At 60.3% G+C, this 25,797-nt stretch carries 23 protein-coding genes; 9 read left to right on the top strand and 14 right to left on the bottom strand.

Annotated features, from left to right (window positions below):
• Positions 1-136: 136 nt before the first annotated feature.
• From pepN to HNQ83_RS15365, 6 genes are read right to left on the bottom strand one after another with little or no spacing between them, the layout of a single operon-like run.
• On the bottom strand, positions 137-2,794 hold the full coding sequence (gene pepN / locus HNQ83_RS15340) for an aminopeptidase N (protein WP_175389742.1): 2,658 nt from the start codon (positions 2,792-2,794) through the stop codon (positions 137-139).
• Positions 2,795-2,804: 10 nt separating this feature from the next.
• A complete protein-coding gene (locus HNQ83_RS15345; protein ID WP_175389743.1) occupies positions 2,805-3,635 on the bottom strand; it encodes a DUF2797 domain-containing protein in 831 nt (276 codons plus the stop codon).
• Positions 3,632-3,892 (bottom strand): YeaC family protein, encoded by a 261-nt coding sequence (locus tag HNQ83_RS15350; protein WP_095194932.1) that lies wholly within the window; start codon positions 3,890-3,892, stop codon positions 3,632-3,634. Before HNQ83_RS15350 ends, HNQ83_RS15345 begins: the two co-directional genes overlap by 4 nt.
• Before the next feature lie 34 nt (positions 3,893-3,926).
• Positions 3,927-4,796, bottom strand: a complete 870-nt coding sequence (locus HNQ83_RS15355) for a rhomboid family intramembrane serine protease (RefSeq protein WP_175389744.1) — start codon at positions 4,794-4,796, stop codon at positions 3,927-3,929.
• Positions 4,793-5,764, bottom strand: coding sequence for a metallophosphoesterase (locus HNQ83_RS15360; RefSeq protein WP_175389745.1), 972 nt, complete (start codon positions 5,762-5,764; stop codon positions 4,793-4,795). Before HNQ83_RS15360 ends, HNQ83_RS15355 begins: the two co-directional genes overlap by 4 nt.
• Positions 5,764-6,654, bottom strand: coding sequence for an NAD(+) kinase (locus tag HNQ83_RS15365; protein ID WP_011333623.1), 891 nt, complete (start codon positions 6,652-6,654; stop codon positions 5,764-5,766). Before HNQ83_RS15365 ends, HNQ83_RS15360 begins: the two co-directional genes overlap by 1 nt.
• Before the next feature lie 134 nt (positions 6,655-6,788).
• Between HNQ83_RS15365 and HNQ83_RS15370 the strand changes: the two genes are divergently transcribed.
• Positions 6,789-7,739, top strand: coding sequence for a DUF1853 family protein (locus HNQ83_RS15370; RefSeq protein WP_175389746.1), 951 nt, complete (start codon positions 6,789-6,791; stop codon positions 7,737-7,739).
• Between the two features lie 105 nt (positions 7,740-7,844).
• Here the strand turns inward: HNQ83_RS15370 and HNQ83_RS15375 are convergent, their stop codons facing one another.
• Positions 7,845-9,128 carry an arsenic transporter gene (locus HNQ83_RS15375; protein WP_175389747.1) on the bottom strand — a complete coding sequence of 428 codons (1,284 nt, stop codon included), beginning with the start codon at positions 9,126-9,128 and terminating at the stop codon, positions 7,845-7,847.
• Between the two features lie 67 nt (positions 9,129-9,195).
• Positions 9,196-10,299, bottom strand: a complete 1,104-nt coding sequence (locus tag HNQ83_RS15380) for a DUF2855 family protein (protein WP_175389748.1) — start codon at positions 10,297-10,299, stop codon at positions 9,196-9,198.
• A 55-nt stretch (positions 10,300-10,354) separates the two neighbouring features.
• On the opposite strand from HNQ83_RS15380, the gene HNQ83_RS15385 reads away from it, so the two are divergent.
• Entirely contained in the window at positions 10,355-11,005 is a 651-nt protein-coding gene (locus HNQ83_RS15385; RefSeq protein ID WP_175389749.1) for a TetR/AcrR family transcriptional regulator, read from the top strand.
• Positions 11,006-11,110: 105 nt separating this feature from the next.
• On the opposite strand, the gene HNQ83_RS15390 is transcribed toward HNQ83_RS15385, so the two are convergent.
• Positions 11,111-11,671: an NADPH-dependent FMN reductase gene (locus HNQ83_RS15390; protein WP_175389750.1), complete on the bottom strand. Its 561-nt coding sequence runs from the start codon at positions 11,669-11,671 to the stop codon at positions 11,111-11,113.
• 182 nt (positions 11,672-11,853) lie between these two features.
• On the opposite strand from HNQ83_RS15390, the gene HNQ83_RS15395 reads away from it, so the two are divergent.
• Entirely contained in the window at positions 11,854-12,078 is a 225-nt protein-coding gene (locus HNQ83_RS15395; protein WP_175389751.1) for a hypothetical protein, read from the top strand.
• Positions 12,079-12,166: 88 nt separating this feature from the next.
• Complete coding sequence (locus HNQ83_RS15400; RefSeq protein ID WP_175389752.1) at positions 12,167-13,060, top strand: LysR family transcriptional regulator; 894 nt, start codon at positions 12,167-12,169, stop codon at positions 13,058-13,060.
• Here HNQ83_RS15400 and HNQ83_RS15405 read toward each other — a convergent pair.
• The 5 genes from HNQ83_RS15405 to HNQ83_RS15425 form a co-directional block, all read right to left on the bottom strand.
• Complete coding sequence (locus HNQ83_RS15405) at positions 13,026-13,640, bottom strand: GNAT family N-acetyltransferase (protein ID WP_175389753.1); 615 nt, start codon at positions 13,638-13,640, stop codon at positions 13,026-13,028. The genes HNQ83_RS15400 and HNQ83_RS15405 overlap by 35 nt on opposite strands.
• Positions 13,641-13,654: 14 nt before the next feature.
• Positions 13,655-15,910, bottom strand: coding sequence for an Orn/Lys/Arg decarboxylase N-terminal domain-containing protein (locus HNQ83_RS15410; RefSeq protein ID WP_175389754.1), 2,256 nt, complete (start codon positions 15,908-15,910; stop codon positions 13,655-13,657).
• Positions 15,911-16,122: 212 nt separating this feature from the next.
• Positions 16,123-16,881, bottom strand: coding sequence for a DNA polymerase III subunit epsilon (gene dnaQ / locus HNQ83_RS15415; RefSeq protein ID WP_175389755.1), 759 nt, complete (start codon positions 16,879-16,881; stop codon positions 16,123-16,125).
• Between the two features lie 214 nt (positions 16,882-17,095).
• Positions 17,096-17,548 (bottom strand): ribonuclease HI, encoded by a 453-nt coding sequence (gene rnhA, locus HNQ83_RS15420; RefSeq protein ID WP_175389756.1) that lies wholly within the window; start codon positions 17,546-17,548, stop codon positions 17,096-17,098.
• Between the two features lie 93 nt (positions 17,549-17,641).
• The gene (locus HNQ83_RS15425; RefSeq protein ID WP_175389757.1) at positions 17,642-18,400 is read right to left on the bottom strand and encodes a methyltransferase domain-containing protein; all 759 of its coding nucleotides are present in this window, start codon (positions 18,398-18,400) and stop codon (positions 17,642-17,644) included.
• A 65-nt stretch (positions 18,401-18,465) separates the two neighbouring features.
• Between HNQ83_RS15425 and gloB the strand changes: the two genes are divergently transcribed.
• The 5 genes from gloB to HNQ83_RS15450 all read left to right on the top strand — a co-directional run bounded on the left by gloB (position 18,466) and on the right by HNQ83_RS15450 (position 25,797).
• The gene (gene gloB, locus HNQ83_RS15430; RefSeq protein ID WP_175389811.1) at positions 18,466-19,233 is read left to right on the top strand and encodes a hydroxyacylglutathione hydrolase; all 768 of its coding nucleotides are present in this window, start codon (positions 18,466-18,468) and stop codon (positions 19,231-19,233) included.
• Positions 19,234-19,332: 99 nt separating this feature from the next.
• Positions 19,333-20,781: a transglycosylase SLT domain-containing protein gene (locus HNQ83_RS15435; protein WP_175389758.1), complete on the top strand. Its 1,449-nt coding sequence runs from the start codon at positions 19,333-19,335 to the stop codon at positions 20,779-20,781.
• 267 nt (positions 20,782-21,048) lie between these two features.
• Positions 21,049-22,881 carry an extracellular solute-binding protein gene (locus tag HNQ83_RS15440; protein WP_175389759.1) on the top strand — a complete coding sequence of 611 codons (1,833 nt, stop codon included), beginning with the start codon at positions 21,049-21,051 and terminating at the stop codon, positions 22,879-22,881.
• Entirely contained in the window at positions 22,878-24,719 is a 1,842-nt protein-coding gene (locus HNQ83_RS15445) for an extracellular solute-binding protein (RefSeq protein ID WP_175389760.1), read from the top strand. The genes HNQ83_RS15440 and HNQ83_RS15445 overlap by 4 nt, the downstream gene beginning before the upstream one ends.
• Before the next feature lie 4 nt (positions 24,720-24,723).
• Complete coding sequence (locus tag HNQ83_RS15450) at positions 24,724-25,797, top strand: microcin C ABC transporter permease YejB (protein WP_175389761.1); 1,074 nt, start codon at positions 24,724-24,726, stop codon at positions 25,795-25,797.

Raw genomic sequence — 25,797 nt, forward strand, 5'->3', positions numbered from 1 at the left:
TTGGTTCCTTTTTGGCGTTTGAAAAAGGGACTCGCCGTAAGGGCGAAACCATAAGTGGCCGTTACCGCAGCAACGGATATGTACTCAAACAACCCAGAACCTGGTCGGCCCGAAGGCCGCCAAGTTCAAGCCAGACTCAAGCCAGGCTCTTGCTGACCACCTCAAACACATCACTGGACAATTGCCCCGAAGCCCGAATCCGCTCCAGCTCCCCTTTCATCAACGCCTGACGGGAACTGTCGTACTTGCGCCAGCGCGTCAAAGGCGCCAACTGCCGGGAAGCAATCTGCGGATTGAACCCGTTCAGCTCGATCACCAGGTCCGCCAGGAAGCGATACCCGGAACCATCCGCCGCATGGAAATTGATCAGGTTCTGCCCGGCAAACGCGCCGATCAATGCCCGAACCTTGTTCGGATTCTTGATGTTGAACGCAGGATGCTCCATCAACGCCTTGACCCGATCCAGACCACCCGGCAACACACTGCCAGCCTGAACGCTGAACCACTGATCCATGACCAGCGGGTTGTCGCTGAAGTGCGCGGCGAAGCTAGCCAGGGCCTTGGCTTTCTGTTCCTCGAACGGCGAGTTGACCAGCACCGCGAGCGCGGTCAAACGCTCGGTCATGTTGTCGCATGCGTCGAACTGCTCCAGCGTCGCCGACAGCACTTCCGGCTTGCCGCTGAGCATCAGGTACGACAGCGCAATGTTCTGCAACGCGCGGCGGGCAAAATGTTCAGCCTCGGCCACATACGGGGTTTGCTTGGACAGGTCGCGGTTGACCTGATAACGCAGCCACAAGCCTTCGAACAGTGCGTCAGCCAGTTGCTTGCGGGCGAACTCACGGGCGATGTGAATGGCTTCGACATCCGCCACGTCGCTGATTTCAGTCAGGTACGCTTCGCTTGGCAGCGAAAGCATTTCGGCGACCATCGCCTGATCCAGCAACTCATCGGACAGCACGGTGCGCAAGGCCGAAACCAGGCGCTGATCGAGCACCAGCACTTCGCCTTTCTGTTGCTGGGCGATCAGCTCTTGCAGCACCTGCACCGACAATTGCTGGCCGGCATCCCAGCGATTGAAACCGTCGCTGTCGTGCTGCATCAGGAACATCAACTGATCACGGTTGTACGGGAAGCTCAGTTTCACCGGCGCCGAGAAACCGCGCAGCAACGAAGGCAGTGGTTGTTCGGCGATGTCGACGAAGGTAAAGGTCTGTTCCGCTTCGGTCACCGAAATGACCCGTGAAGTACCTTGCGCCGACGCTTCACCGGCCAGACGCAGGGCAATCTCGGCGCCCTTGCTGTCCAGCAGGCCGAGTTCGACCGGGATCACGAACGGCAGTTTTTCCGCCTTGTCCGGGGTCTGCGGGCAGCTCTGGCGGAAGGTCAGGCTGTAGGTTTTCGCCGCCGCGTCGTAGGACTCGCTCACCGCCAGACGTGGCGTGCCGGCCTGGCTGTACCAGCGCTTGAACTGGGTCAGGTCGACACCGTTGGCGTCTTCCATGGCCTTGATGAAGTCATCGCAGGTCACGGCCTGGCCGTCGTGGCGTTCGAAGTACAGGTCACTGCCTTTGCGGAAGCCATCGGCACCCAGCAAGGTGTGGATCATGCCCACCACTTCCGAGCCCTTTTCGTACACGGTCAGGGTGTAGAAGTTGGAAATTTCGATGAAGCTGTCCGGACGTACCGCGTGCGCCATAGGGCCGGCGTCTTCGGCGAACTGGTGGGTGCGCAGATAAGCCACGTCCTGGATACGTTTCACCGTGGCCGAGTTCATGTCGGCGGAGAAATGCGAATCGCGGAATACGGTGAAGCCTTCCTTGAGCGACAACTGGAACCAGTCGCGGCAGGTCACGCGGTTGCCCGACCAGTTGTGGAAGTATTCGTGGGCCACGATGGCTTCGACCCGCTGGTGCGCGGCGTCGGTGGCGGTTTCGGCCTTCGCCAGCACGGCGCTGGAGTTGAAGATGTTGAGGCCCTTGTTCTCCATCGCGCCCATGTTGAAGTCGTTCACGGCGACGATCATGAAGATGTCCAGGTCATACTCGCGACCGTACACCTCTTCATCCCAGCGCATGGATTTCTTCAGGCTGTTCATCGCGTGCTGGCACTTGTCGATGTTTTCCGGCTCGACGTAGATGCGCAGCGCCACGGTGCGATCGGTCATGGTGGTGAAGGTGTCTTCGACACACCACAAATCACCGGCCACCAACGCGAACAGGTACGCCGGTTTCTTGAACGGATCTTCCCAGGTCGCCCAGTGCCGGCCGTCTTCGCCGGGACCGCTGGCGATCGGGTTGCCGTTGGACAAGAGCACCGGGTAGCTGTGCTGCTCGGCGACCACGGTGGTGGTGAACGTGCTCATCACGTCCGGGCGGTCGAGGTAATAGGTGATCTTGCGGAAGCCTTCGGCCTCGCATTGGGTGCAGAACATCGTGCCGGACTTGTACAGGCCTTCCAGCGCGGTGTTGGTTTCCGGGTGGATGCGTACGCTGGTGTCGACCGTGAACGTGGTGCTGGTCGGGTGCAGCGTCAGGTGGTTCTCGGTCAACTGGTAGTCGGCGGCTGTCAGCTCGCGATCGGCCAGGGTCACCGACAGCAGGTCCAGTTGTTGACCATCCAGCACCAGCGGCGGCAGGCCCGGGCCACGCTCGGGGTTGCGGCGCATCACCAGTTGCGCATGGACCAGGCTGTGGTCCTCGAACAACTCGAAGGTCAGGTGAGTTTCGTCGATCAGGTACTCAGGCGCCTGATAGTCCTTGAGGTAGATCATCTTCGGTTGTTCGGTGCGCATGCTGGAGTCCTTACTGATGCACGGCGAGCTGATAGGCCGTGTACTTACGAATGTTGATCACGCCGGTATCGAAGATCAGGTATTGACCCTTGATCCCCAGCAGCGTGCCTTCGGCAATCGGGTTCTTGTCCAGGTTGAAGCTGACGATCTTGGCCGGGTATTGCTCCACCGGGAAACGGATTTCAAGCGGCTCGACATCGCTCATCGTCTGGATCGCCTGCAGGCCAAATCGTTCCTGCAAACCTTGCAGGCCTTCGGCGCAACTCTCGAACAGTTGATCGCGAACCTCGGCCAGATTCACCGAAACCGCATCACCCTTGAGCAAGGCACGCCAGTTGGTCTTGTCGGCGACCTGACTGCGAAACAGGTCCTCGACGAAGCCGGACTGCTGGCGGGTCGCGACGCGCACGATCGGCAGCGCCTGGCTGGCGCCCTGATCGATCCAGCGGGTCGGCAGCTGGGTGGCGCGGGTAATCCCGACTTTCACCCCGGACGAGTTCGACAGGTAGACGATGTGATCGGTCATGCAGAACTTCTCGCCCCACTCCGGCTCCCGGCAGGTGCCGGCGTCGTAATGGCAGCGTTCCGGGCTCATGATGCACACGTCGCACTGGGCCAGCTTGGTCATGCACGGGTAGCAGTAACCCTGGCTGAAACTGGTTTTGGTCTTGCGCCCGCAATGGATGCAATGGATCGCACCCAGGTATTCCAGGCGCACCGTGGTACCGATCAACGGGTTGACCGGAACCTCGACGTCGCCCAGGCGAAATGCGTATTGCACGTTCGGCCCGTCCAGGCGCGCCGACATTTTACTGATTGCACCGCGGCCAATCTCGATCAATGGATGGCATCCGACTTGAAAAGGATATTCGGCACTTCAATCGACTTCGATGCACATTCCTGCGGGCCCATGTAGCCAGTACGCTCTTCCTCGGGCAGGTTCTGGATTTCCCAGGCGATCATCGCTTGCAGCGACAGTTCGCGTTGCTCGGTGGTGAGCTTGCCACCGTCGGACCATTTACCGATTTCCACCGCCAGTTTCAGGCTCTGGTAGATGTCCGGGGTGATGTTCTTGATCATTTCGTTAAAAGAGGACATTGGGTCTCCGCGTTCTCTATTTACATAAACTGTTTCAGGCGGCCAGTTTACGGCGGTTGTACAAACCACCCAACAAACCGGTCAAGCATCCGACGAGCAACCCGCTGACATGGGCCGCGTTGGCGATTTCACCGAAGCCGATCATCGAGACCAGCCCGGACAGGCACAGCAGCAACCACACCAGCATCATCACCAGCACCCCACGGGGCAGACGATAAGCGCGGTTCGGCGCCAATAGCTGGAAAATCCAGCAATGTCCGAGCAAGCCGTACAGGACGCCGGACAACCCGCCAAACAAGGTCGGGCCACTGAACAAATATTGGGTGTAATTGGACGTCAGGCTGAACAGCAGGGTCAGGCCGATCAGGTTGATGCTGCCCTGGCGCGACTCGATGCGCCGTCCCAGCTCCCAGTACCACATGCCGTTCATGGCCAGGTGCAGGATGCCGAAGTGGATCAGCATCGGCGTGACCAGTCGCCACCACTGCCCCGCCGCCAGGCTGTCGGCCAGGGGAGTGAAGTGGATGTACTCGCCGACGATGCGGAAATCGAGAAAGGTCAGCCAGCGCAGGGTGGCGAAATTGTCGCCCAGCTGCGTCAGTGCGCCGACCAGAATGCTCAGCACCAACACGGCGGCGGTGGCCTTGGCGTAGCGAACCTGCTCTGCGAAGCCCGGCCGGCGAACGGTCTGGGCTACGGGTATATCCAGCTGTTGATCGGGATCGCCCGCTGGAAAGCGCTCGTACAGGGCGCGCACGTCCTCGCTGATGTTGTCCGGCACCCACAACACCTGCTCGCCCGCCTCTTCGCTGACACGATGAGGCACCTGCATGCGTTGCAGCAACTTGACGAAGCCGCTCAAGTCCACCGCCAGCGGCAAGCGCAATACCGCGACCTTACTCATTGCAACACCTCTGGCCGTTCGACATCGACCCAGACAAATTTATGCGGATCGAGCCGCGTTTCCTGATCCAGGCGATAGGCGACCAGTTTGCCGTAGAGCACGGCGCTGTAATCCAGGCACGCCAGATTCGGACGAATCGGCGCCGGTTTGCCGCTGCGCCAATAGTGACCGACGAACAACAGCGGCTCGTCGATGCCATAACGCAGCAGGTTGTTTTTTTCACTGGACGACAGGGGCGTTTGTGCCACCGGGTCGGGCAGCGCATCGGGCTGAAACACGATGTCGCCGTAGGTCTGCGGGTCATCTTCCCAGAATTTGGTGCGGAAGAACGAACGCACCAGACCGTCGCCGCTGGTCATGGTCAAGCCATGGGGCAGGCGCATGTCGGTGCCGCGCAGCAGGCGATCGAACACGGTGCAGGCGAAACTGCCCGACTCGGCCGAGGCCTGAAGGAAGTGCTCATCGACGCAGCCATCGGGGAAAAGTGCCCGAAGTGGCTCGATCAGGCCGCCATCCCAACAGGCGTGGACCACCCGGAAGCGCCCAGCATCGACGAATAGCGGCAGCTCATAGAACCATTGCTGGAAGTCATGCCAGTCGCCGGGATGGTGTTCGAACTGAGTCAGGGTTTCGTGCAACAAACGGGCATGGCGCGGGGTGTGTTCACGGACGAATTGCTTGCCGCTACCGGGCAGCGCCGGCGTAACCCAGCCCAGGGCGTTGAATTCATGATTGCCCATGATGCACAGCGCCTGGCCGGCCTCGACCATGTCGTGAACGATGTGCAGCGCCTCGCGTATTCGCGGGCCACGGTCGATGATATCGCCGACGAACACCGCCATGCGCGACGCATGGCGCCAGACGCCCCCCTGCTTGTGATAACCGAGCCGGTCGAGCAAATGCTCAAGGGTCAGAGCGCAACCGTGCACGTCACCGATCAGGTCGTAGCTACGCGCGGGATCGAGCATCAGTCGCCTCCACCACCCAACTTGCTGCCCCAGCCGAGCTTGGTCCGGCAGACTTCATAGTAGTTGTGGTCGAGCGGATGGATCAGCCGCAGCTTCTGGGCTTTCTTGCTGACGGTGATGGTGTCGCCGGGCGCACAGGTAAAGTGGTTCTGCCCGTCACACGAGACTTGCGGGTAAATCTGCATATCCTTGGACACGACGATTTTCAGCTCACTGTTGCCATCGACCACAATCGGTCTACCCGACAAGGTATGGGGGTACATCGGCACAATTACAATGGCGTCGAGCTTGGGATGCATGATCGGACCGCCGGCAGAGAGCGCGTAGGCGGTGGATCCGGTGGGCGTGGCGACGATCAGACCGTCGGCCTTCTGGCTGCAGACGAACTGGCCGTCGATGTACAGCTCGAACTCGATCATCCGCGTGGATTTGCCGGGGTGCAGAACCACATCGTTCAGCGCATCGCCCTGGCCGATGGCCTCGGCGTGGCGACGGACTTCGGCTTGCAGCAGGAAGCGGTTTTCCACCAGATAGTGGCCGTCGAGCACTTCGGCGACCTTGATTTCCAGTTCGTCGGGACGGATATCGGTCAGGAAACCCAGGCTGCCGCGGTTGATGCCGAGCACCGGGATATTGTGTTTGGCCAGTGCCCGCGCCGCGCCGAGCAGGCTGCCGTCACCGCCGACCACAATCACCATGTCACACACTTCGCCGAGCATCTTGCGCGATGAGGTTTGCAGGCCGTGGCCCGGCAGGACTTCGGCGATGGTGTCTTCGAGGATCACATGCAGGTGACGATCGAGCAGAAACCGTTTCAGTCGGCGAACGGTATCCAGCACCTGTGAACTGCCGAGGCGTCCGATGATGCCGATATTACGAAATTGCTCCATGGGGCTCCTACAGGACTCGGGGGCAGGACGCGGGACCTGCGACGGCGAAAAACACGATTATGGGCGAAAGCTCGGGATAGACAAAATCCTTTCAGCGACAAGGATGTACTCCTGTTAGAGGCTATGCTCGCAAGATGATCCTATTTCCAGATTTGTTGCAGTTGCCCCACCAGTTGCACCACCCCGAGGTGCGCGACCTGGCGTGGGTCATACTCGCGCCGCCGATGCTCGTCGACACGCCGTGGCCGCAACGCCATCCCTTGGCCGGCAGCGACTGGGTCCAGGCACCGGAGCGCCTGGAGCACTGGCTGCGACGTCTCGATCACGACAGCTACGGCTTGCTGCACTGGCTGGCCCAGGCACGCACCCGGCGTCTTGGCCTGTACTACGAACGCCTCTGGCAATTTGCCGTCGAACATGCGCCCGGTATCGGACTGATTGCCGCCAATATGCCGATCCGCCGCGAAGGCCATACCCTGGGCGAGCTGGACATGTTGCTGCGCGATCGCGATGGCGTGCATCACCTGGAACTGGCGATCAAGCTTTATCTCGGTCCGCAGAACGGCGATGGCCACGACGCGGCGCAATGGCTCGGCCCCGGCTGCCATGATCGGCTGGACCGCAAGCTGACGCATCTGAGCCAGCATCAACTGCCGATTTCCGCGCGCCCCGAGAGCCGCGAAGTGCTGGCAGCGCTGGATATCCGCCATTTCAGCGCGCATTTGTGGCTGGGTGGCTATCTGCTCTATCCATGGCCCGGGCAAGCGGCACCTCCCGACGGTGCACATCCGCAACACTTGCGCGGTCGCTGGCTGCATCAAAAGGATTGGCCTGATTTTGTCGGACAAAGTCCACCCGGTCGCTGGCAACTCCTGCCCCGCCACGCCTGGCTGGCGCCGGCGCACTATCCTGCCGGGCAGGCCTGGAGTGAGGAGCAGTTGAAGGCGTGGTTGAGTGATTTGTCGCCCGTGGCGCCGGCGCAACTGCTGGTGCGCTTGACGGAAAATGCCGATGGCGATTGGGAAGAAGCCGAGCGGCTGTTTCTGGTGGCGGATCTTTGGCCGAACGTGCCGGGGCAGAGTTGAGTTTTGAGGTGACTGGACTGGCCCCTTCGCGAGCAGGCTCGCTCCCACAGGGAGAATGCACTTCAACTGTGGGAGCGAGTCTGCTCGCGAAGGGGGCGACCCGGTTTAGAGGGATAACCGCACAGCCAACGCCGCCAACGTCACCAGCAACACCGGCACCGTCAATACGATCCCGACCTTGAAGTAATACCCCCAGCCGATCCGGATGCTCTTGCGCTCCAGCACATGCAACCACAACAACGTCGCCAGACTGCCGATCGGGGTGATTTTCGGGCCAAGGTCGCTGCCGATGACGTTGGCGTAGACCATGGCCTCCTTCACCATGCCCGTCGCCTGACTGGCATCGATGGATAGCAGGCCGATCAGCACTGTCGGCAGGTTATTCATGATCGACGACAGCAACGCTGTCAGCACCCCGGTGCCCATGGCCGCGCCCCACACGCCATACTCGGCAAAGCCATTGAGCCATTGCGCCAGATATCCGGTGAGCCCGGCGTTACGCAGGCCATAGACCACCAGATACATGCCCAGCGAGAAAATAACGATCTGCCACGGCGCTTCCTTCATGACTTTGCGCGTGGAAATCTTGTGCCCGCGAGCGGCGATGGCCAGCAACAACGCGGCGCATACCGCCGAGATCGCGCTGATCGGAATACCCAGCGGCTCCAGGGCGAAACAGCCGAGCAACAGAATCGCCAACACCGCCCAACCGGCATAAAACGTTGCCTTGTCGTGGATGGCGGTCGCCGGATGCGCCAGTTGCTCAGGGTCATAATCGCGCGGAATGTCGCGTCGGAAAAACCACAGCAACATCGCCAGTGTCGCGGCAACGCTCACCAGGTTGACCGGAATCATCACCGCCGCATAGCGGTTGAACCCAATGTTGAAGAAGTCTGCCGACACGATGTTCACCAGGTTCGACACCACCAGCGGCAGGCTTGCCGTGTCGGCGATGAAACCGGCACCCATGACGAACGCCAGGGTCGCCGCCGGCGAAAAGCGCAGCGCCAGGAGCATGGAGATCACGATGGGCGTGAGGATCAGTGCCGCGCCATCGTTGGCGAACAACGCCGAAACCAGCGCCCCCAGCAGCACCATGTAAGCGAACAATTTGCGCCCGTTGCCTCGGCCCCAACGCGCCACGTGCAACGCGGCCCAGGCAAACAGGCCGGCCTCGTCCAGCAACAGGCTGATGATGATCAGCGCGATAAACGTGCCGGTGGCATTCCAGATGATCTGCCACACCACCGGGATGTCAGCCAGGTGCACCACCCCGCAAATCAGCGCCAGCACTGCGCCGAATACCGCACTCCAGCCCACGCCGAGGCCTTTGGGTTGCCAGATCACCAACGTGATGGTCAACAGGAAAATCAGTGACGCTACAAGCATTCAGGGCAGCCTTGGAACCATTGAGGAATGTGATGGCAGGCCAGCCCTGAACGTGCGGCAGGACTCGTCACAACCGAATCACATGCCCCTCCAGCGGCGCGACCTGTCCGTGAAACAGACGGGAAATAACGGCTTGCGCCGCTTCATAGCCCCGGCTTTCTATCACTTGGATCAGGGGTTTTTCAAGCGAGGTCACTTTTCGGAAGAACTGCAGCAAGCCTTCACCGATGTGCTGACTGACCCCTTCCGGCCCCCAATCGGCGTTGCGCTTGCGAATCTGGACCGGCGCGAAAAAGAACACCGGCTGCGGCCCCTCGATCGCCGTCAGCCGGGCTTCGTGGGTGCTCTGCGCAGATCCCGCGAAGCAGCTGTAGATCAACTGTTCGGCAAAATGCCGGTGCACCCGGTCACGCAAGTCCAGGTCACCGGAAAAGTCCACATACAGTGTCGGACGGTCATTGACCAGACTGTTCAGCTCCTCGTAGGACACGACCTGCTCGTAACAATCAAGGTGCTGGACAAAGGCTTTGTTGCCGGCCGAGGTCAGCGCCACCCTTTCCAGGTCAGGATGATCGCCCAGGCAGACGGCCGCGCCATAAGCGGTTTTGCTCGAAGCGCTGGAAAACACCACCCGTTCTGCCCCGAAAAACTGCTTGTCCTGCAAGAAGTCGGCGAGCATCGAGGAGGTCAGGAACAGCGGCTTGAGCAGAATCTGCAGGTTTTCGGTGTCCGGGCTGTAGTAGCCGTCCCAACTGCATCGGGTGTACTGGTTGTAGGCCGAGGTCAATCCGATTCGATGCTCGGCGCCGTCGTAAAAACCCCGTTCAGTGACACGTTCCGGGCGCATCCAGAGATGACTGGCAATCGGGAAATACCCATAGAAGCGCTCCCCGACCTTGATGCCAGGCACATCCGAGGCCACCACATCGGCAAAGCCCCAGGCGGGAACGTGTCCCCATTCCGCCAGCCCTGTCGGAAAGAATCCCCAGTAGTTCATCGAATTGCCGTAGGCCGCATACGTAATGTTGTTGGTCGTCAGTGCACAACGATCGATTTTGACAATCACCTCTCCAGCCGCCGGCACCAGGCTGCGCTGGTGCTCCTCAATGCGACTCTGATCAAGGGCGTTTTTACGGGTAATCAGCCGTGTTACCGTGCTCGAACTTTGCATCCTTCAGTCTCCTGCTGCGACAGTGTGGCGGGTAGTACCAGCGTAGCGGCAGCCAATGAAGAACGGGTTCGGAAACAGCAAGGGCCAGGTGCCCACCCTCAATCCCCGCGCAAAACCGTTGAAACGGCCGAGTCAGGCCCGGGCGGTTTTCACAGTCGAAGCGATTTACCAGGCGTTTGTTCGGATTTGGCAACGCGATGGCTGGTCGGGTTTGACCACCCGCGAGGTGGCGCTGGAAGCAGGCGTTGCCATTGGCACGCTGTACGACTATTTCCCGAGCAAGGAGGCCTTGCTGTCCGGATATATCCGACATCGCCTGGATGCCTTGTTACGGGATATCGATGAAGGTGTCGTACAAGCCAGCGACCTGGACTGGTCAACCCGAATCAAGCGCCTTGTCCGCCTGACATGCGACCCCGACGATGCCCAGCAACCGCTGTTCAATCATGCCGTGCTACTGATCGAACACCGGATCGCCGAGCCCAAACATCATCGAAGGGTGTTCGAGGAACTGACGCAAAAATGGCGCGAAGCCTTTGCAGCCTGTACCGATCTGCCTGCGCAACCCTCGCCGACGACCATTGATGCCTGGGTGATCATGGCCTGGGGCGGCCGTCGTTATTGCGTCACCGCACAACCGGCGACGGCGCAAACCGCCGCCTGGTTGGCGGAAATGGAAACGATGATCTGCAGCCGCCTCTTGTAGGAGCGAGCTTGCTCGCGATGGTCGTTAACGATTACGCGTGCTTTCTGGTTAAACGGGTCGCTCTCGGGTTTTTCGCGAGCGAGTTCGCTCCTACAGCAGGATTTGTCAGGCTTTCTTGTGCTGTTCGACCCACTTGGCATAAGAATCGATGAACTTTTGCAGAAACGGCCTGACCGACTCGGACGGATTGCCCGCCTCGTCGAACGCCGAGCCGGCGCCCCCCAGGTAGGATTCCGGTTGCTGCATCATCGGTACGTCGAGAAACACCATGGACTGGCGCAAGTGATGGTTTGCACCAAATCCGCCTATCGCGCCCGGCGAAGCACTGAATACCGCCCCCGGTTTGCCGCTCCAGACACTCTTGCCATAAGGGCGTGAGCCCACATCAATCGCATTCTTCATGGGGGCCGGCACCGAACGGTTGTATTCCGGGGTCACGAACAGCACTGCGTCGGATGAACTCACTTGTTGCCGGAAAGTGCTGTAGGCTGCCGGCGGTGAATCGCCGTCAATTTCTTCGTTGTAGAGCGGCAGATCGCCGATTTCGACGATGTTCAGTTTCAGGTTGGCCGGTGCCAGTTCCGCCAGCGCGAGGGCAACCTTGCGATTGATCGATGCTTTGCGCAGGCTGCCGACCACTACGGCGACGGTATAGACATTGCTCATGGAAGACTCTCGACTGTCCGTGGGGGGAGCCTGTAGTTATAGATGATCAGACGACGGTTCAACCAGTAAACACAGGTATATCCGCGTCCTGATTATTTTTTTTGTGTAGGAAAACTTACCGTGCTCGATGGCGGTCTACACAGCCGCAAATCAAGCGTTTTATCTCCAGAGGTTCTAAGCAGATGGCAGCAGTACTCGTCGGTCAGTTCCATGCAAGAGACGCGGAAGGCCGCATTTATTCCGTACATGAGTTCCAGGAATCCACACCGTCGGCGGACGGCGCGCCTGTCACCACGTACAAACTGGCTATTGGCGACCGCGTCAACAAGCTCGCTGACAACGAGTTTCAGTTGGTGCAAACGGGCGTGACCCTGACCCGTGAACCGGAATCGATCGTCGCTTCATAACTCGGCGTTATGAGCAGAAGTCATATGCGCGGACTTGGGTTAGGATTCAGACACTGACTCCTTCTCCTGCTGAACATGGACTTCACGCATGCGCTTACGCCATATCGAAGTGATCCAGGCACTCCTGCAGACCGGTCACCTGGGCACCGCCGCCGAATGGCTGCAGTTGCCGGTGACCGAGGTCGAACGCGTTTTGCGCGAGGCCGAGGATCAGTTGGGTTTCATGCTGTTCTCCAGCGTGCGGGGACGCTTGCAGGCTACCCGCGAGGCGCGGGAACTGCAGGTTGAAATCGCCCATGTCTACGATGCGCTCGAACCGGTACAGCGCCTGGCCAACAGCCTGCGGCAATACCTGGCCCCGCCACTGCGCATCATCTGCACCCCACCGCTGGCCCAGCAACTGCTGCCGCAAAGCATCGCGGCCCTGCGCCGACGCCTGCCCGACGCGCCTTGCACTCTCCTGAGCCAACCCACCCGAGACATCGTCAGGAGCCTGTTGCTGCGAGAAAGCGACCTGGGCCTGAGCCTGCATGACCCCGATCACGCCGAGATCCATTGCCAGGTCATCGCCCAAGGCAAGCTGCAACTGCTCGCCCCCCACGGTTGGCTGCAACCCAAACAGAAGTACATCTCACTGCAGGACCTGGCCGGCCAGGCGATGGTCGGCCTCGAAGGCCATGATCCACTCAGTCCCGCCCTTGAGCACAAACTGCAGGCCCTGCGCCCGGCACCGGTCATTCAGACACGGGTCCAGACCCATCAGATGATGCGTAGCATGGTCGAGGCCGGTGAAGGCCTGGCCATCGTCGACCCCTTCACCGCCCTGGGCGCCAGGTCCGCCGGGCTCGACGTCTGTCCGCTGGCGCCCGCAGTGCCCATCAGTGTCTATGCCCTGACCCTGAAAAACGGCGAACCCTCCCCCGCAGTCCAGACCCTGCTGGGGATCGTTACGGAACAAGCCGCGGCGATGCTGGGGAACTGACAGGGTTTTCCAGCGGGTTATCGAACACGCGGTACCAGAACAGCGCCACCTCGGCGGTGTTGGGGTCGATGCCCCGATAGCGCATGTGATCGACACCCCCAAGCACATAGCCGCAACGTTCATACAAACGGCATGCGCCCAGGTTGTTGTTCTGGGTTTCCAGCATGATGCCCGGCAGTTTTTTCTTGCGACTCCAGAACTGCGCCACATCCAGCAATGCCTTGGCCACGCCATGGCGTCGTGCCGGGGCATGCACCGCCAGTTCGTCGATATGGGCAAAACCGTTCCAGTTGGTGCTGATCACCAGGTGACCCACCGGCTGATCGTCCAGGTAGGCCATGAAAATCGCACTGTCGGCGGCATCGCGGAAACTGCTGAATTCTTCAGGATCGATGCCATAGCATTTACGGTAAGGCGTGATTGGCGTGACCGGCCATTGTGCCAATGGCTGACCGACTTGCGGCGCGCCGTAGGCCGCCACCTCAAAGCTGAAATCACTGCCCCAGATATAGGCGGCAAAGCCTTCGTCGGCCACACGCACCGACAACCCCGGATAATTCGGATTCATGACAGGTTGCATACTCGGATAGGTCCTCATTCCTTGATGCAATCGACGGTGTACTGCCGTCCATTGCCCTCATCTTCGTGTTGCAAGCCGTGCACATCGGCGACGAATCCCGGGAAGCTGCTATCGAACGTGCGAGCAAACGCCAGGTAGTCGATGATCGAACGGGTCGATTCGGTAAAACGTTCGCCAGGCATGATCAACGGAATTCCCGGCGGATAAGGCACCAGCATCACGGCAGCGATACGCCCATCCAGAGCATCGATCGACACCGCTTCGACTTCACCGCGTACCAATTGATCGTAGGCATCCGCGGGTTTCATGGCGACTTCCGGCAACACCGTGTACATGCGCTTGAGATGTTTGGCCGTGGCATTGCTGCGATAGCAGCCGTGCAACTGATCGCACAGATCGCGCAGGCCCATGCCCTGGTAGCGCGCGACGTTCTGTTGCGCCACGCACGGGAGGCAGGTCGCCAGGCTGACGTTGGCGTCGTAGCTGCGCTTGAACTCCAGCAGCTCGGTGAGCAGCGTGCTCCATTTGCCCTTGGTGATGCCCATGGAGAACAGCACCAGAAACGAATACAGCCCGGTCTTTTCCACCACCAGCCCGCGCTCCCAGAGGAACTTGCTGACGACCGCCGCCGGAATCCCCCGCTCGCTCAGTGCGCCGCCCGCGGTCAGGCCCGGCATCACCAGGGTGACCTTGATCGGGTCGAGCAGGACGTAATTGTCGGTCACGTCGCCAAAGCCGTGCCAGTCATGCTCCGGCTGCAGCAGCCAGTCTTCGGTCTCAACCCGATCAATGCCTTCCACTGACGGCGGCTGCCAGATGGAAAACCACCAGTCGTCGGCCGCGATATGTTGTCGCAGGTTGGCCAGCGCCCGACGAAAACTCAGGGCTTCGTCGAACATTTCCTGCAACAGCGAACGCCCGGCCCCGCCCTCCATCATGGCCGACGCGACATCCAGCGACGCAATGATGCCGTACTGCGGCGACGTGGAGATGTGCATCATGAACGCTTCGTTGAAGCGATCACGGTCCAACTGCCGCGCTCCGCCATCCTGCACGTGAATCATCGAGGCCTGACTGAACGCGGCCAGCAATTTATGAGTGGAGTGGGTGGTGAACACCAGCGGGCTGTCGTCACTGCGGGACGTGCCCATGCCGTAACGCCCGGCGAAAAACTCATGGAACGCCGCGTAGGCATACCAGGCCTCATCGAAGTGCAGCACCTCGACACTGTTGCCCAGTTGTTGCTTGATCAGCTCGGCGTTGTAGCAGAGACCGTCATAGGTCGAATTGGTCACCACCGCCAGTTTGACCTTGGGCGCCCTGCCCTTGGTCAGCGGACTGGCGGCGATCTTGGCCTGGATCGATTCCGGGCTGAACTCGCTCAACGGAATCGGACCGATGATCCCCAGTTCATTGCGTTCCGGGCACAGGTACAGCGGAATGGCACCGGTCATGATGATCGAATGCAGCACCGACTTGTGGCAATTGCGGTCCACCAGCACCAGATCATCGCGGGCGACCATGGAATGCCAGACGATCTTGTTGGCGGTCGAGGTGCCATTGATCACGAAAAAGGTGTGATCAGCGCCGAAATTGCGCGCCGCCCGGGCTTCGGCTTCTGCCAGCGGGCCGGTGTGGTCCAGCAGTGAACCCAGTTCGGGCACCGATACCGACAGATCCGAACGCAGGGTGTTTTCCCCGAAGAACTGATGAAAGGCCTGGCCCACCGGACTCTTGTGATACGCCACGCCGCCGCCATGACCGGGGGTGTGCCAGGAATAGTTGGAATCGGCGGTGTGCTGCACCAATGCCTTGAAAAATGGCGGCAGCAGCCCGTCCAGGTACTTGCGCGCAGCCCGTGCCACCTGTCGCGCGAGAAATGGCACGGTGTCTTCGAACAGGTACAAAATGCCGCGCAGCTGATTCAGCTCGGCCATGGCATCGGCGGGCGCATTTTCCAGGGTCACTTGCTCGCCCAGGGCGAAGATGGGCAAATCAGGCGCACGCACTCGCGCCAACCCGATCAGCTCGGCCATATTCTGTAACAAATGGGAATGGGCGCTGGCGTCTTCCGCCGCGATCAACATGCACGAAAGGCCGTGATGCGTCGAAGCGACCAGGCGCCCTTCGGTGTAATCCATCGCCGAGACGATGCTGAATCCTTCCTGCTCCAGTTCCCGGGCAATGCCCCGTATGCGGTCGCCGGCGACGGTGTCGGCCTTGATGTCACGATGGACGATCAGGACCGGGAATTTCAGATCTTTGTACATGAGGCTCAGTGTCCTGAGGCGGCGGGCCAGAGCCTGCCAATCACCTCAGGGTAGAGGGTTGGAGCGGATGTGGCGAGTGCAATGCCCTAAAATGGGTCAACGCTTTATCAAGATCAAAAGATCGCGGCCTCGTTTCACTCGACAGCTCCTACAGGGCACATTCCTTGTAGGAGCTGTCGAGTGAAACGAGGCTGCGATCTTTATTCAAAGACTTACGCCTGTGCTTCAGCCTCGGCCAACTGCAGCCACAACGCCGGTCCACCCGCCGATTTGCTGATGACCTCCAGGCGCGCCATATGCTGAGCCAGATCATCCTCGCTGGCGCGAATGATGCGAGTCGGTTTGCGGTCGGCCGGCAAGCGGCGGATTTCCGTGGCCGAGTTGTCCGCGCCTTCACCGGAGCCGTTGCCATCGGACGCATTACCGGCCAGGGACAGGCTGGTCTGCCCACCGGTCATGGTCAGGTAAACGTCGGCGAGAATCTCGGAGTCGAGCAAGGCGCCGTGCAGCTCACGGCCGGAGTTGTCGACGCCATAGCGTTTGCACAGGGCATCGAGGCTGTTGCGCTGCCCCGGGTGACGCTCCCGGGCCATCAGCAGGGTGTCGAGGATCGAGCAGTGTTGCGCGATGTCCGCACGATCGTGCTGACCCATCAGGGCAAATTCGTTGTTGATGAAGCCAACGTCGAACGCCGCGTTATGAATGATCAGCTGCGCGCCCTTGATGAACTCGAAGAACTCTTCGGCCACCTCGGCAAAACGCGGTTTGCCCACCAGGAACTCGTTGGTGATGCCGTGGACGCCGATGGCGCCTTCGTCACTCTCGCGGTCCGGTTGCAGATAAACGTGAAAATGCCGGCCCGTCAGGCGCCGACCGATCAACTCGACACAACCGATTTCGATAATCCGGTGGCCGTCGGTCACCGGCATGCCGGTGGTTTCGGTATCGAGTACAACGGATCTGGTGGCCATCAGTGCTCAGCTCTCAACGGGTCATTCGTACAAAGGCGGCGATGTTAGCACGCTCGCCGGGGTCTATCAGATAGACCGTGTTGTTCTCATTCGCGAGCAGGCTCGCTCCCACATAAAATCTGGCGCGGACACAATGGTTGTGTTCACTGGAGATCAACTGTGGGAGCGAGCCTGCTCGCGAAAGGAGCGACACGGTCTATCGGTTGAACTCAGGTCAGGCCTGCTTGAACCCGCGCACTTCATCCACGCCACGGTTGGCCAGTTGGTCGGCGCGCTCGTTGCCATGATGGCCGATGTGCCCGCGCACCCACTTCCAGGTGACGTTGTGACGATTGACCTGCTCGTCGAGCATCATCCACAGGTCGGCGTTTTTCACCGGTTCTTTCGCGGCGGTTTTCCAGCCGCGTTTTTTCCAGTTGGCCATCCACTCGTTGATGCCTTTCATCACGTATTGCGAGTCAGTCACCAGCAGCACGTCGCAGGGACGCTTGAGTTCTTCCAGGCCGCGGATCGCGCCCATCAACTCCATGCGGTTGTTGGTGGTGTTGGCTTCGCCGCCCCAGAGTTCCTTTTCGACGCCCTTGCACACCAGCAATGCGCCCCAGCCGCCAGGGCCAGGGTTGCCTTTGCAGGCGCCATCGGTGAACAGTTCTACGCTATCGCTCATGCCAATCTATCCAGAAAATGCGGTGGCTCGCCGATCGAAGATCGACAACGCCCGAGACCGGGAACAAGCCCGGCCGGAAATATAAAGTGGGTATTACGGTTCGATGCGCCGGCGATTGACCTTGGCCATCGGCAGTGGAATCAGCTTGCCCATCGGTTCGCGACGCTCCTGACGGACCGGCCGCAGGCCCACCACGATCTTGCGCGCGACCAATAAATAGAAGCCGCCGCCGGACAATTGCCAGTCACCGGCCTTGCGTTCCCAACCGGCCAGGCGGGTCTGCCAGGCGGGCGAAGCCAGCGGCGGACGATAGCACCCGAAGCGGCGTTTCTCCAGCGCGAAGCCCAGCAGGTTCAGCCAGTCGGCCACCCGCGACGGAGAAATGCAGCGGGCCTTGCGCAACGCATCGTGAGCAAACACATGACGCAGGCCCCAACTGCTCCAGGGGTTGATGCCGATGATCAACAGGTGCCCGCCGGGCCGCACACTGCTCGCGGCCTCACGCAGCAATCCGTGGGGCGACAGGCAGAAATCCAGGCCGTGCTGCAACACCACCACATCGGCTGCATGCTCGCTCAACGGCCAGGCCTGTTCTTCACAGACAATCTCGACGCCCGGCAAAGGCGCGCCCAGACGCACATTGCGCTGGACCTGCGGCGCCGCCGGCGGCGTCTGGGCCGAGGGACCGTAATGCACCAGATAGCCGCCAAAAAAGCGGCCCAGCTCTTCTTCGAGCATGCGCCGTTCTTCATCCAGCAAAAACTGCCCGATCGGACCGGACAGCCACTCACGGGCCGCGCTGATCAACGCCAGCCAGTCAGGATCGGCCTGAGCGAACGCTTTATCGGTCATTGCATTCTCCAACGCGCCAGGAAGTTCTAAGATGCACCATTGTTTTCCGCTTGGCGAATCCGACGATGATACAGATCAGTGCCCTGCCCGCCTTTACCGACAACTACATCTGGTTGTTACAAGACCCCGACACCCGGCACTGCGCAGTGGTCGATCCGGGCGATGCCAGGCCGGTACAAGCCTGGCTTCTGGCCAATCCGGGATGGCGCCTGAGCGATATCCTGATCACTCACCATCATCATGACCATGTCGGCGGCGTCGAACAGCTGAAGCGCGCGACGGACGCGAAAGTCTGGGGTCCAGCCAGCGAGAACATTCCGGGTCGGGACATCGCGCTCAAGGATAACGATCGCATCACCGTGCTGGGCCATGACTTCGAGATCATCGCCGTGCCCGGCCATACCTTGGGCCACATTGCCTATTATCACCCTGGCCTGCTGTTTTGTGGCGACACTTTGTTCGCCGCCGGTTGCGGACGCCTGTTCGAAGGCACGCCCAAACAAATGCACACCTCGCTGTCCCGCCTCGCGGCGCTTCCAGAAGAGACACAGGTGTACTGCACCCACGAATACACCCTGAGCAATCTGCGCTTCGCCGCTGCCGTGGAACCGGACAATCCGGACACCCTCGAACGCCTGGCCAGTGTCACCCGGAAACGGGAAGCCGGGGTCATCACACTGCCCTCCACGATAGCGCTGGAAAAGAGAACGAATCCGTTTTTGCGCACCTCCGAAACATCCGTTAAAGAAAAAGCGGACGAACGGACCGGCACCGATAACTCTGCGCCCGATATGGTTTTTGCGTCGCTGAGGGCTTGGAAAGATACGTTCTAAACAGCTTGTACGATGGTACAAAAACCATGAGTGGTTGACCGTTGGGGGTGCGCTTTCTAGAATCGCCCGACATTTTTGCCCGGAACTCACTTCCAGCCAATGTCGTCATCCATTCGTAAAGCCATCAATTCGGACGCTCTGACCCGCCTGGCGCAAGCCATAGCGGTGGCTGTGTCCGCGACATTGGCGGGCTGTTCCAGCCATGTGCCGCAGACCGATGCGGCGCACACTCCGAATATTGCCGCGCGCGCCAAGCAGAAGCCCATCTGGCTCAGCGAAAAGCCGAGCCCGCAGATCCCGCAGGATGTCTGGGAGCGCATGCGCCAGGGCTTCCAGTTGCAGGACGGACTGGGCGTCAACCCGCGCATCGAGCAACAGCGCCTGTGGTTCGCCAGCAATCCGTCTTTCCTCGAAAATGCCGGCGAACGCGGCAGTCTCTACATTCATTACATCGTCGAGCGTCTTGAAGAACGCAACATGCCGCTGGAACTGGCACTGCTGCCGGTGATTGAGAGCGCCTACAACCCGATGGCCTATTCCCGCGCCGATGCGGTTGGCCTGTGGCAATTCATCCCCTCCACCGGGCGTTATTTCAACCTGCGCCAGACCCGTTTCTATGATGGCCGTCGCGATATCACCGCTTCGACCACCGCCGCGATGGACTACCTGTCGCGCCTGCACGACATGTTCAACGGCGACTGGCTGCTGGCCCTCGCCGCTTACAACGCCGGCGAAGGCACCGTCAGCCGGGCCATCGAGCGTAACGAAAGACTTGGTCTGCCCACCGACTACTGGAACCTGCCACTGCCCTCCGAGACCCAGGCCTACGTGCCGAAGCTGCTGGCACTGTCGCAAGTGGTGATGGCGCCGGAAGCGTACGGCGTGAACCTCAACCCGATCGCCAACGAACCCTATTTCCAGGTCGTCGAAATCAACCAGCGCATGGACCTGTCCAAGGTCGCCGCAGTGGCCAACATCGACGAAGACGAACTGTTCCAGCTCAACCCGGCCTTCAAGCAGCGCACCACCATCGACGGCCCCCAGCATTTGCTGGTGCCGACGTCCAAGGCGCAACTGCTGACCACCAGCCTGCAGACCATGCGTCCTGAAGAGCTGATCAGCAAGAAGTCGCTCAAGCCGGTCTTCGATGGCGCGGACAGCACACAGGTGGCCAGTGCCAAGCGTAGCTACCGGGTCAAGCGCGGTGACAACCTGGGCTCCATCGCCAAGGCCAATAACGTCGACGTCAAGGATCTGCAGCGCTGGAACAAGCTGAGTGGCAAGAACCTGAAGCCTGGCCAGACCCTGGTCATGCAGGACACCAGCAAAGGCAGTTCCGGGCGCATCAACACCGTGGTGGCGGCGAATGCCAAAACCAAAGGCGAGAGCAAAAAGCCGCAGTCCCAGTACAAGGTTCAGCAAGGTGACTCGCTGTACATCGTGGCCAAGCGCTTCAATGTTGAAATGCAGCACCTCAAGCGCTGGAACCCGCGCGTCGGCCAGGCGCTGAAGCCTGGACAGATGCTGACGGTATCGAACCCGCACTAATAAATGAGCCCCTGATAATCAGGGGCTTTTTTTGTCCACGAAATTTGCCCCCACCTGTAGGAGCAGCCGGTCGACGCTCGATTGCTCGCGAAAAATCCGAGGGCGCCGCCGGGCACCTGGTTATACGCGTAATCGTTCACGACCATCGCGAGCAAGCTCGGCTACTACAGGGATTAGATTTGCATTAACCCCCCGTCTTTTTCCTGTCCATACAAGCTGTTACTGTACTGGCCACAAAGCCCAAGCCGCCTGGATCGGATTCCTTACTTGAAGTATCCCCTCCTCTCGCTCCTGATCAGCCTGGCCTTGAGCTCCACCGCAAGCGCGACGATCAGCGAAAGCCATGGTTATGCGCAGTTCGGCACGCTCAAGTACCCGGCCAGATTTACCCACTTCGACTGGGTCAACCCGCAAGCGCCCAAGGGCGGTACGTTGCGGGTGATGGCGTTTGGCACCTTCGATACGCTCAATCCCTACACCTTCAAGGGCACCAGCCCGGTTGCCACGCCGAACTTCCTGCAATACGGCATCAACGAGCTCAACGAACCGCTGATGGTCGGCACCGGCCAATACGCCCCCTCCGGGGATGAGCCAACCTCCAGCTATGGCCTGATCGCCCAATCGGTGGAGTACAGCGAAGACCGCAGCTGGGTGGTGTTCAACCTGCGCCCGGAAGCACGCTTCCACGATGGCACGCCGATCACCGCCTACGACGTCGCGTTCTCCTACCGGTTGCTGCTCAAGGAAGGCCATCCGCAGCACCGGACCAATCTGCAGGAAGTGTTGCGGGTCGACATCCTCAATCCTCAGCGTATTCGCTTCGTGTTCAAGCGAGCCGGCAATCCCTTGCTGATCCTGCGCCTGGGTGAGTTACCGGTGCTGCCGCAGCATTACTGGAAAGGTCGGGACTTCAAGGCGACCACCTTCGAACCGCCGCTGGGCAGCGGACCGTATCGCATCACTTCGGTCACGCCGGGGCGGCAGATCGTGTTCGAACGGGTCAAGGATTACTGGGGCAAGGATCTGCCGGTCAATCGCGGCAAATACAACGTCGACCGCATGGAGGTCGAGTTCTATCGCGACAGTGACGTGGCTTTCGAAGCGTTCAAGGCCGGCGAGTTCGATATCTACATCGAGCATCAGGCGAAGAATTGGGCCACGGGCTACCGCTTTCCGGCGATCCGTCGCGGCGACGTGATCAAGGCACAGATCCCGCACCAGATCCCGACTCAAAGCCAAGGCCTGTTCATGAACAGCCGCCGCCCAACCTTTTCCGACGCCAAGGTGCGCGAAGCACTGGGATTGATGTTCGACTTCGAGTGGACCAACCGCACGTTGTTCAGCAGCGCCTACAAACGCGCCATGAGCTATTACCCCAACAGCGAATTCTCCGCCACCGGTTTGCCAGTGGGTCATGAGTGGTTGCTGCTCAAACCTTATCGCGAGCAATTGCCCGCCCGGATGTTCACCGAACCGTTCAGCCTGCCCAAGACCCAAGGCCGCGGCATCCCTCGGGAAACCATGCGCCAGGCTTTGGCCCTGCTCGCCGAAGCGGGCTGGAAACTCAACGGACAGCGTTTGCAGAATGCCGCCGGGCAACCGCTGCGCCTGGAGATTCTGCTGGTCAATCCAAACCTGGAACGCATCCTCCAGCCCTACGTCGAGAACCTCGCCAGCATTGGCGTCGATGCACGGTTACGCACCGTCGATCGCGCTCAGTACAAACAGCGCCTCGACCAGTTCGATTTCGACATGATTCTGATGACCCTCAACCAGACCCTCAGCCCCGGCCTGGAACAGTGGCAGTACTTCCACTCCAGCCAGGTCGGGATCAAGGGCAGCAAGAACTACGCCGGCATTGCCAACCCGGTGGTCGATCATCTGCTCGATCAACTGCTCGCGGCCAAGTCCCGCGACGACCAGATCGCTGCCGGCAAGGCGCTGGACCGGGTGTTGCTGTGGCAGCACTACATCATTCCCAACTGGTACCTCAATTATCACCGCCTGGCTTACCGCAACCGGTTCGCCTTCGTCACCACGCCGCCCTACACCCTGGGCCTGAGCGCGTGGTGGCTGAAATCTTCGGAGAAAGATCGATGAAACCCATCAGCGCTTTGCTGTTGCAGGCCAGCGCCCTGTTGTTCGCAGGGCTGGCCTGTGCCGCCCCGCAACATGCCCTGACCCTGTACAACGAGCCGCCGAAATACCCGGCCGACTTCAAACACTTCGACTACGTCAACCCGGACGCGCCCAAGGGCGGCATCTTCCGCCAGGCCGGGTTCGGCGGTTTCGATAGCCTTAACCCGTTCATCAGCAAAGGGGTGTCGGCCAACGATATCGACCTGATCTACGACACCCTGGCCAAGCAGAGCCTGGATGAGCCCTTTACCGAATACGGCCTGATCGCCAGCAAGATCGAAAAAGCCCCGAACAACGACTGGGTACGCTTCTATCTACGGCCCGAAGCGCGTTTCCATGACGGCCATCCGGTCCGCGCCGAAGACGTGGTGTTCAGCTTCCAGACCCTGATCAAGGACGGCGCGCCGATGTACCGCGGCTACTACAACGACGTCGAAGACGTGGTCGCCGAAGATCCGCTGACGGTGCTGTTCAAGTTCAAGCACAGCAACAACCGCGAATTGCCGTTGATCCTTGGCCAGCTGCCAGTGCTGCCCAAACACTGGTGGGCGACCCGGGACTTCAACAAGGGCAACCTGGAAGTGCCGTTGGGCAGCGGCCCGTACAAGGTCACCGAAGTGAAGGCCGGACGCTCGGTGCGTTATGAGCGGGTCAAGGATTACTGGGGCAAGGACCTGCCGGTCAACCGTGGCTTCTACAACTTCGATGTGATGACCACCGACTATTACCGCGACAACACCGTGGCGCTGGAAGGCCTCAAGGCCGGGCAGTTCGATTACTGGCTGGAGATGACCGCGAAGAATTGGGCCAACGCCTACAACATCCCGGCGGTGACCGAGGGTCGCTTGATCAAGGAACAGATCCCCAACGGCAACCCCACCGGCATGCAAGGCTTTGTCTTCAACCTGCGCCGCCCGGTGTTCCAGGACGTGCGCGTGCGCCAGGCCCTGACCCTGTTGCTCGATTTCGAATGGACCAACAAGCAGCTGTTCAACAGTGCCTACGCCCGTACCCGCAGTTATTTCGAGAACTCGGAGATGGCCGCCACCGGCCTGCCGGACGCCGATCAACTGGCGATCCTCGACCCGTTCCGCGACAAGATTCCCGAGCAAGTGTTCAGCGAAGCGTTCCAGAACCCGGTCACCGACGGCAGCGGCATGATCCGCACCCAGCAGCGCAAGGCTTACCAACTGCTGCAAGAGGCTGGCTGGCGCATCGTCGATGACAAGATGGTCGATGCCAATGGCAAACCGGTGACCATCGAATTCCTGCTGGCCCAGACCGAATTCGAACGCGTGCTGTTGCCGTTCAAGCGCAACCTGAGCGACCTGGGCATCGACTTGGTGATCCGCCGGGTCGACGTCTCGCAGTACGTCAACCGGGTGCGTTCGCGGGACTTCGACATGATCGTCGGCAGCTTCCCGCAGTCCAACTCACCGGGCAACGAACAGCGCGAATTCTGGATGACAGCGGCCGCCGATAAACCGGGCAGCCGCAACTCCATGGGCCTCAAGGACCCGGTGGTCGATCAACTGGTCGAGCAACTGATCAACGCCGATTCGCGCAAAAGCCTGGTGGCCCACGCTCGGGCACTGGACCGTGTGCTGCAATGGGGTTATTACGTAATCCCCAACTGGCACATCAAGACCTGGCGCGTGGCCTACTGGAACCACATCGGCCACCCGAAGGTCTCCCCCAAATATGACATCGGCACCGCCACCTGGTGGGTCAAGCCCGATGCGAAACCGGCCATAGAGATCGAAACCAAATTGCAAGCCGACCCTGCAGGCACGGAGTAATCAGATGCTGGCGTATATTTTTCGGCGACTGCTGCTGATCATTCCCACCTTGTTCGGCATTTTGCTGATCAACTTCGTGATCATCCAGGCCGCTCCTGGCGGTCCGGTGGAGCAAATGATCGCCAAGCTCGAAGGCTTCGAAGGCGCCACCAGCCGTATCGCCGGTGGCGGCGCGGAAGTCTCGGTGGCCGGTTCCGCCTATCGCGGTGCCCAAGGCCTGGATCCCGCGCTGATCAAGGAAATCGAGCACATGTACGGTTTCGACAAATCGGCGCCGGAACGGTTGTGGATCATGGTCAAGAACTACGCCACCCTGGATTTCGGCGACAGTTTCTTCCGCGATGCGAAAGTCATCGACCTGATCAAGGAAAAGCTGCCGGTATCGATCTCCCTCGGGCTGTGGAGCACCCTGATCATGTACCTGGTGTCGATCCCCCTGGGGATCGCCAAGGCCACGCGGCACGGCACCCACTTCGATGTCTGGACCAGTTCGGCGATCATCGTCGGCTACGCGATCCCGGCCTTCCTGTTCGCCATCCTGCTGATCGTGGTGTTTGCCGGAGGCAGCTACCTGGACTGGTTCCCGCTGCGCGGACTGACGTCGAACAACTTCGATGAACTGAGCATGGGCGGCAAGATCCTCGACTACTTCTGGCACCTGGCGCTGCCGGTGACCGCGCTGGTGATCGGCAACTTCGCGACCATGACCCTGCTGACCAAGAACAGCTTCCTCGATGAAATCAACAAGCAGTATGTGGTTACCGCCAAGGCCAAGGGCCTGACCAATCACCGCGTGCTGTACGGCCACGTGTTCCGCAACGCCATGCTGCTGGTGATCGCCGGTTTTCCGTCGGCCTTCATCGGCATCTTCTTCACCGGATCGTTGCTGGTGGAAGTCATCTTCTCCCTCGACGGCCTCGGCCTGATGAGTTTCGAAGCCGCGATCAACCGCGATTACCCGGTGGTCTTCGGCACGCTGTTCATCTTCACCCTGCTGGGACTGGTGGTGAAACTGATCGGCGACCTCACCTACACCTTCGTCGATCCGCGCATCGACTTCGAAAGCCGGGAGCATTGA

It is taken from the genome of Pseudomonas sp. C2B4 (assembly GCF_013359695.1).
GTDB lineage: Bacteria > Pseudomonadota > Gammaproteobacteria > Pseudomonadales > Pseudomonadaceae > Aquipseudomonas.

Excerpts from the sequence above, each read along its gene's own strand:
- HNQ83_RS15360 (WP_175389745.1), bottom strand. The coding sequence starts at position 5,764 with ATGCTCGATCCCGCGCGTAGCTACGACCTGATCGGTGACGTGCACGGT.
- dnaQ (WP_175389755.1), bottom strand. The coding sequence starts at position 16,881 with ATGGCCACCAGATCCGTTGTACTCGATACCGAAACCACCGGCATGCCG.
- rnhA (WP_175389756.1), bottom strand. The coding sequence starts at position 17,548 with ATGAGCGATAGCGTAGAACTGTTCACCGATGGCGCCTGCAAAGGCAAC.
- HNQ83_RS15385 (WP_175389749.1), top strand. The coding sequence starts at position 10,355 with ATGAAGAACGGGTTCGGAAACAGCAAGGGCCAGGTGCCCACCCTCAAT.
- HNQ83_RS15390 (WP_175389750.1), bottom strand. The coding sequence starts at position 11,671 with ATGAGCAATGTCTATACCGTCGCCGTAGTGGTCGGCAGCCTGCGCAAA.
- gloB (WP_175389811.1), top strand. The coding sequence starts at position 18,466 with ATGATACAGATCAGTGCCCTGCCCGCCTTTACCGACAACTACATCTGG.
- HNQ83_RS15435 (WP_175389758.1), top strand. The coding sequence starts at position 19,333 with ATGTCGTCATCCATTCGTAAAGCCATCAATTCGGACGCTCTGACCCGC.
- HNQ83_RS15450 (WP_175389761.1), top strand. The coding sequence starts at position 24,724 with ATGCTGGCGTATATTTTTCGGCGACTGCTGCTGATCATTCCCACCTTG.
- HNQ83_RS15395 (WP_175389751.1), top strand. The coding sequence starts at position 11,854 with ATGGCAGCAGTACTCGTCGGTCAGTTCCATGCAAGAGACGCGGAAGGC.
- HNQ83_RS15375 (WP_175389747.1), bottom strand. The coding sequence starts at position 9,128 with ATGCTTGTAGCGTCACTGATTTTCCTGTTGACCATCACGTTGGTGATC.
- HNQ83_RS15355 (WP_175389744.1), bottom strand. The coding sequence starts at position 4,796 with ATGAGTAAGGTCGCGGTATTGCGCTTGCCGCTGGCGGTGGACTTGAGC.
- HNQ83_RS15445 (WP_175389760.1), top strand. The coding sequence starts at position 22,878 with ATGAAACCCATCAGCGCTTTGCTGTTGCAGGCCAGCGCCCTGTTGTTC.
- HNQ83_RS15405 (WP_175389753.1), bottom strand. The coding sequence starts at position 13,640 with ATGCAACCTGTCATGAATCCGAATTATCCGGGGTTGTCGGTGCGTGTG.
- HNQ83_RS15370 (WP_175389746.1), top strand. The coding sequence starts at position 6,789 with ATGATCCTATTTCCAGATTTGTTGCAGTTGCCCCACCAGTTGCACCAC.
- HNQ83_RS15380 (WP_175389748.1), bottom strand. The coding sequence starts at position 10,299 with ATGCAAAGTTCGAGCACGGTAACACGGCTGATTACCCGTAAAAACGCC.
- HNQ83_RS15410 (WP_175389754.1), bottom strand. The coding sequence starts at position 15,910 with ATGTACAAAGATCTGAAATTCCCGGTCCTGATCGTCCATCGTGACATC.
- pepN (WP_175389742.1), bottom strand. The coding sequence starts at position 2,794 with ATGCGCACCGAACAACCGAAGATGATCTACCTCAAGGACTATCAGGCG.
- HNQ83_RS15400 (WP_175389752.1), top strand. The coding sequence starts at position 12,167 with ATGCGCTTACGCCATATCGAAGTGATCCAGGCACTCCTGCAGACCGGT.
- HNQ83_RS15350 (WP_095194932.1), bottom strand. The coding sequence starts at position 3,892 with ATGTCCTCTTTTAACGAAATGATCAAGAACATCACCCCGGACATCTAC.
- HNQ83_RS15365 (WP_011333623.1), bottom strand. The coding sequence starts at position 6,654 with ATGGAGCAATTTCGTAATATCGGCATCATCGGACGCCTCGGCAGTTCA.
- HNQ83_RS15425 (WP_175389757.1), bottom strand. The coding sequence starts at position 18,400 with ATGACCGATAAAGCGTTCGCTCAGGCCGATCCTGACTGGCTGGCGTTG.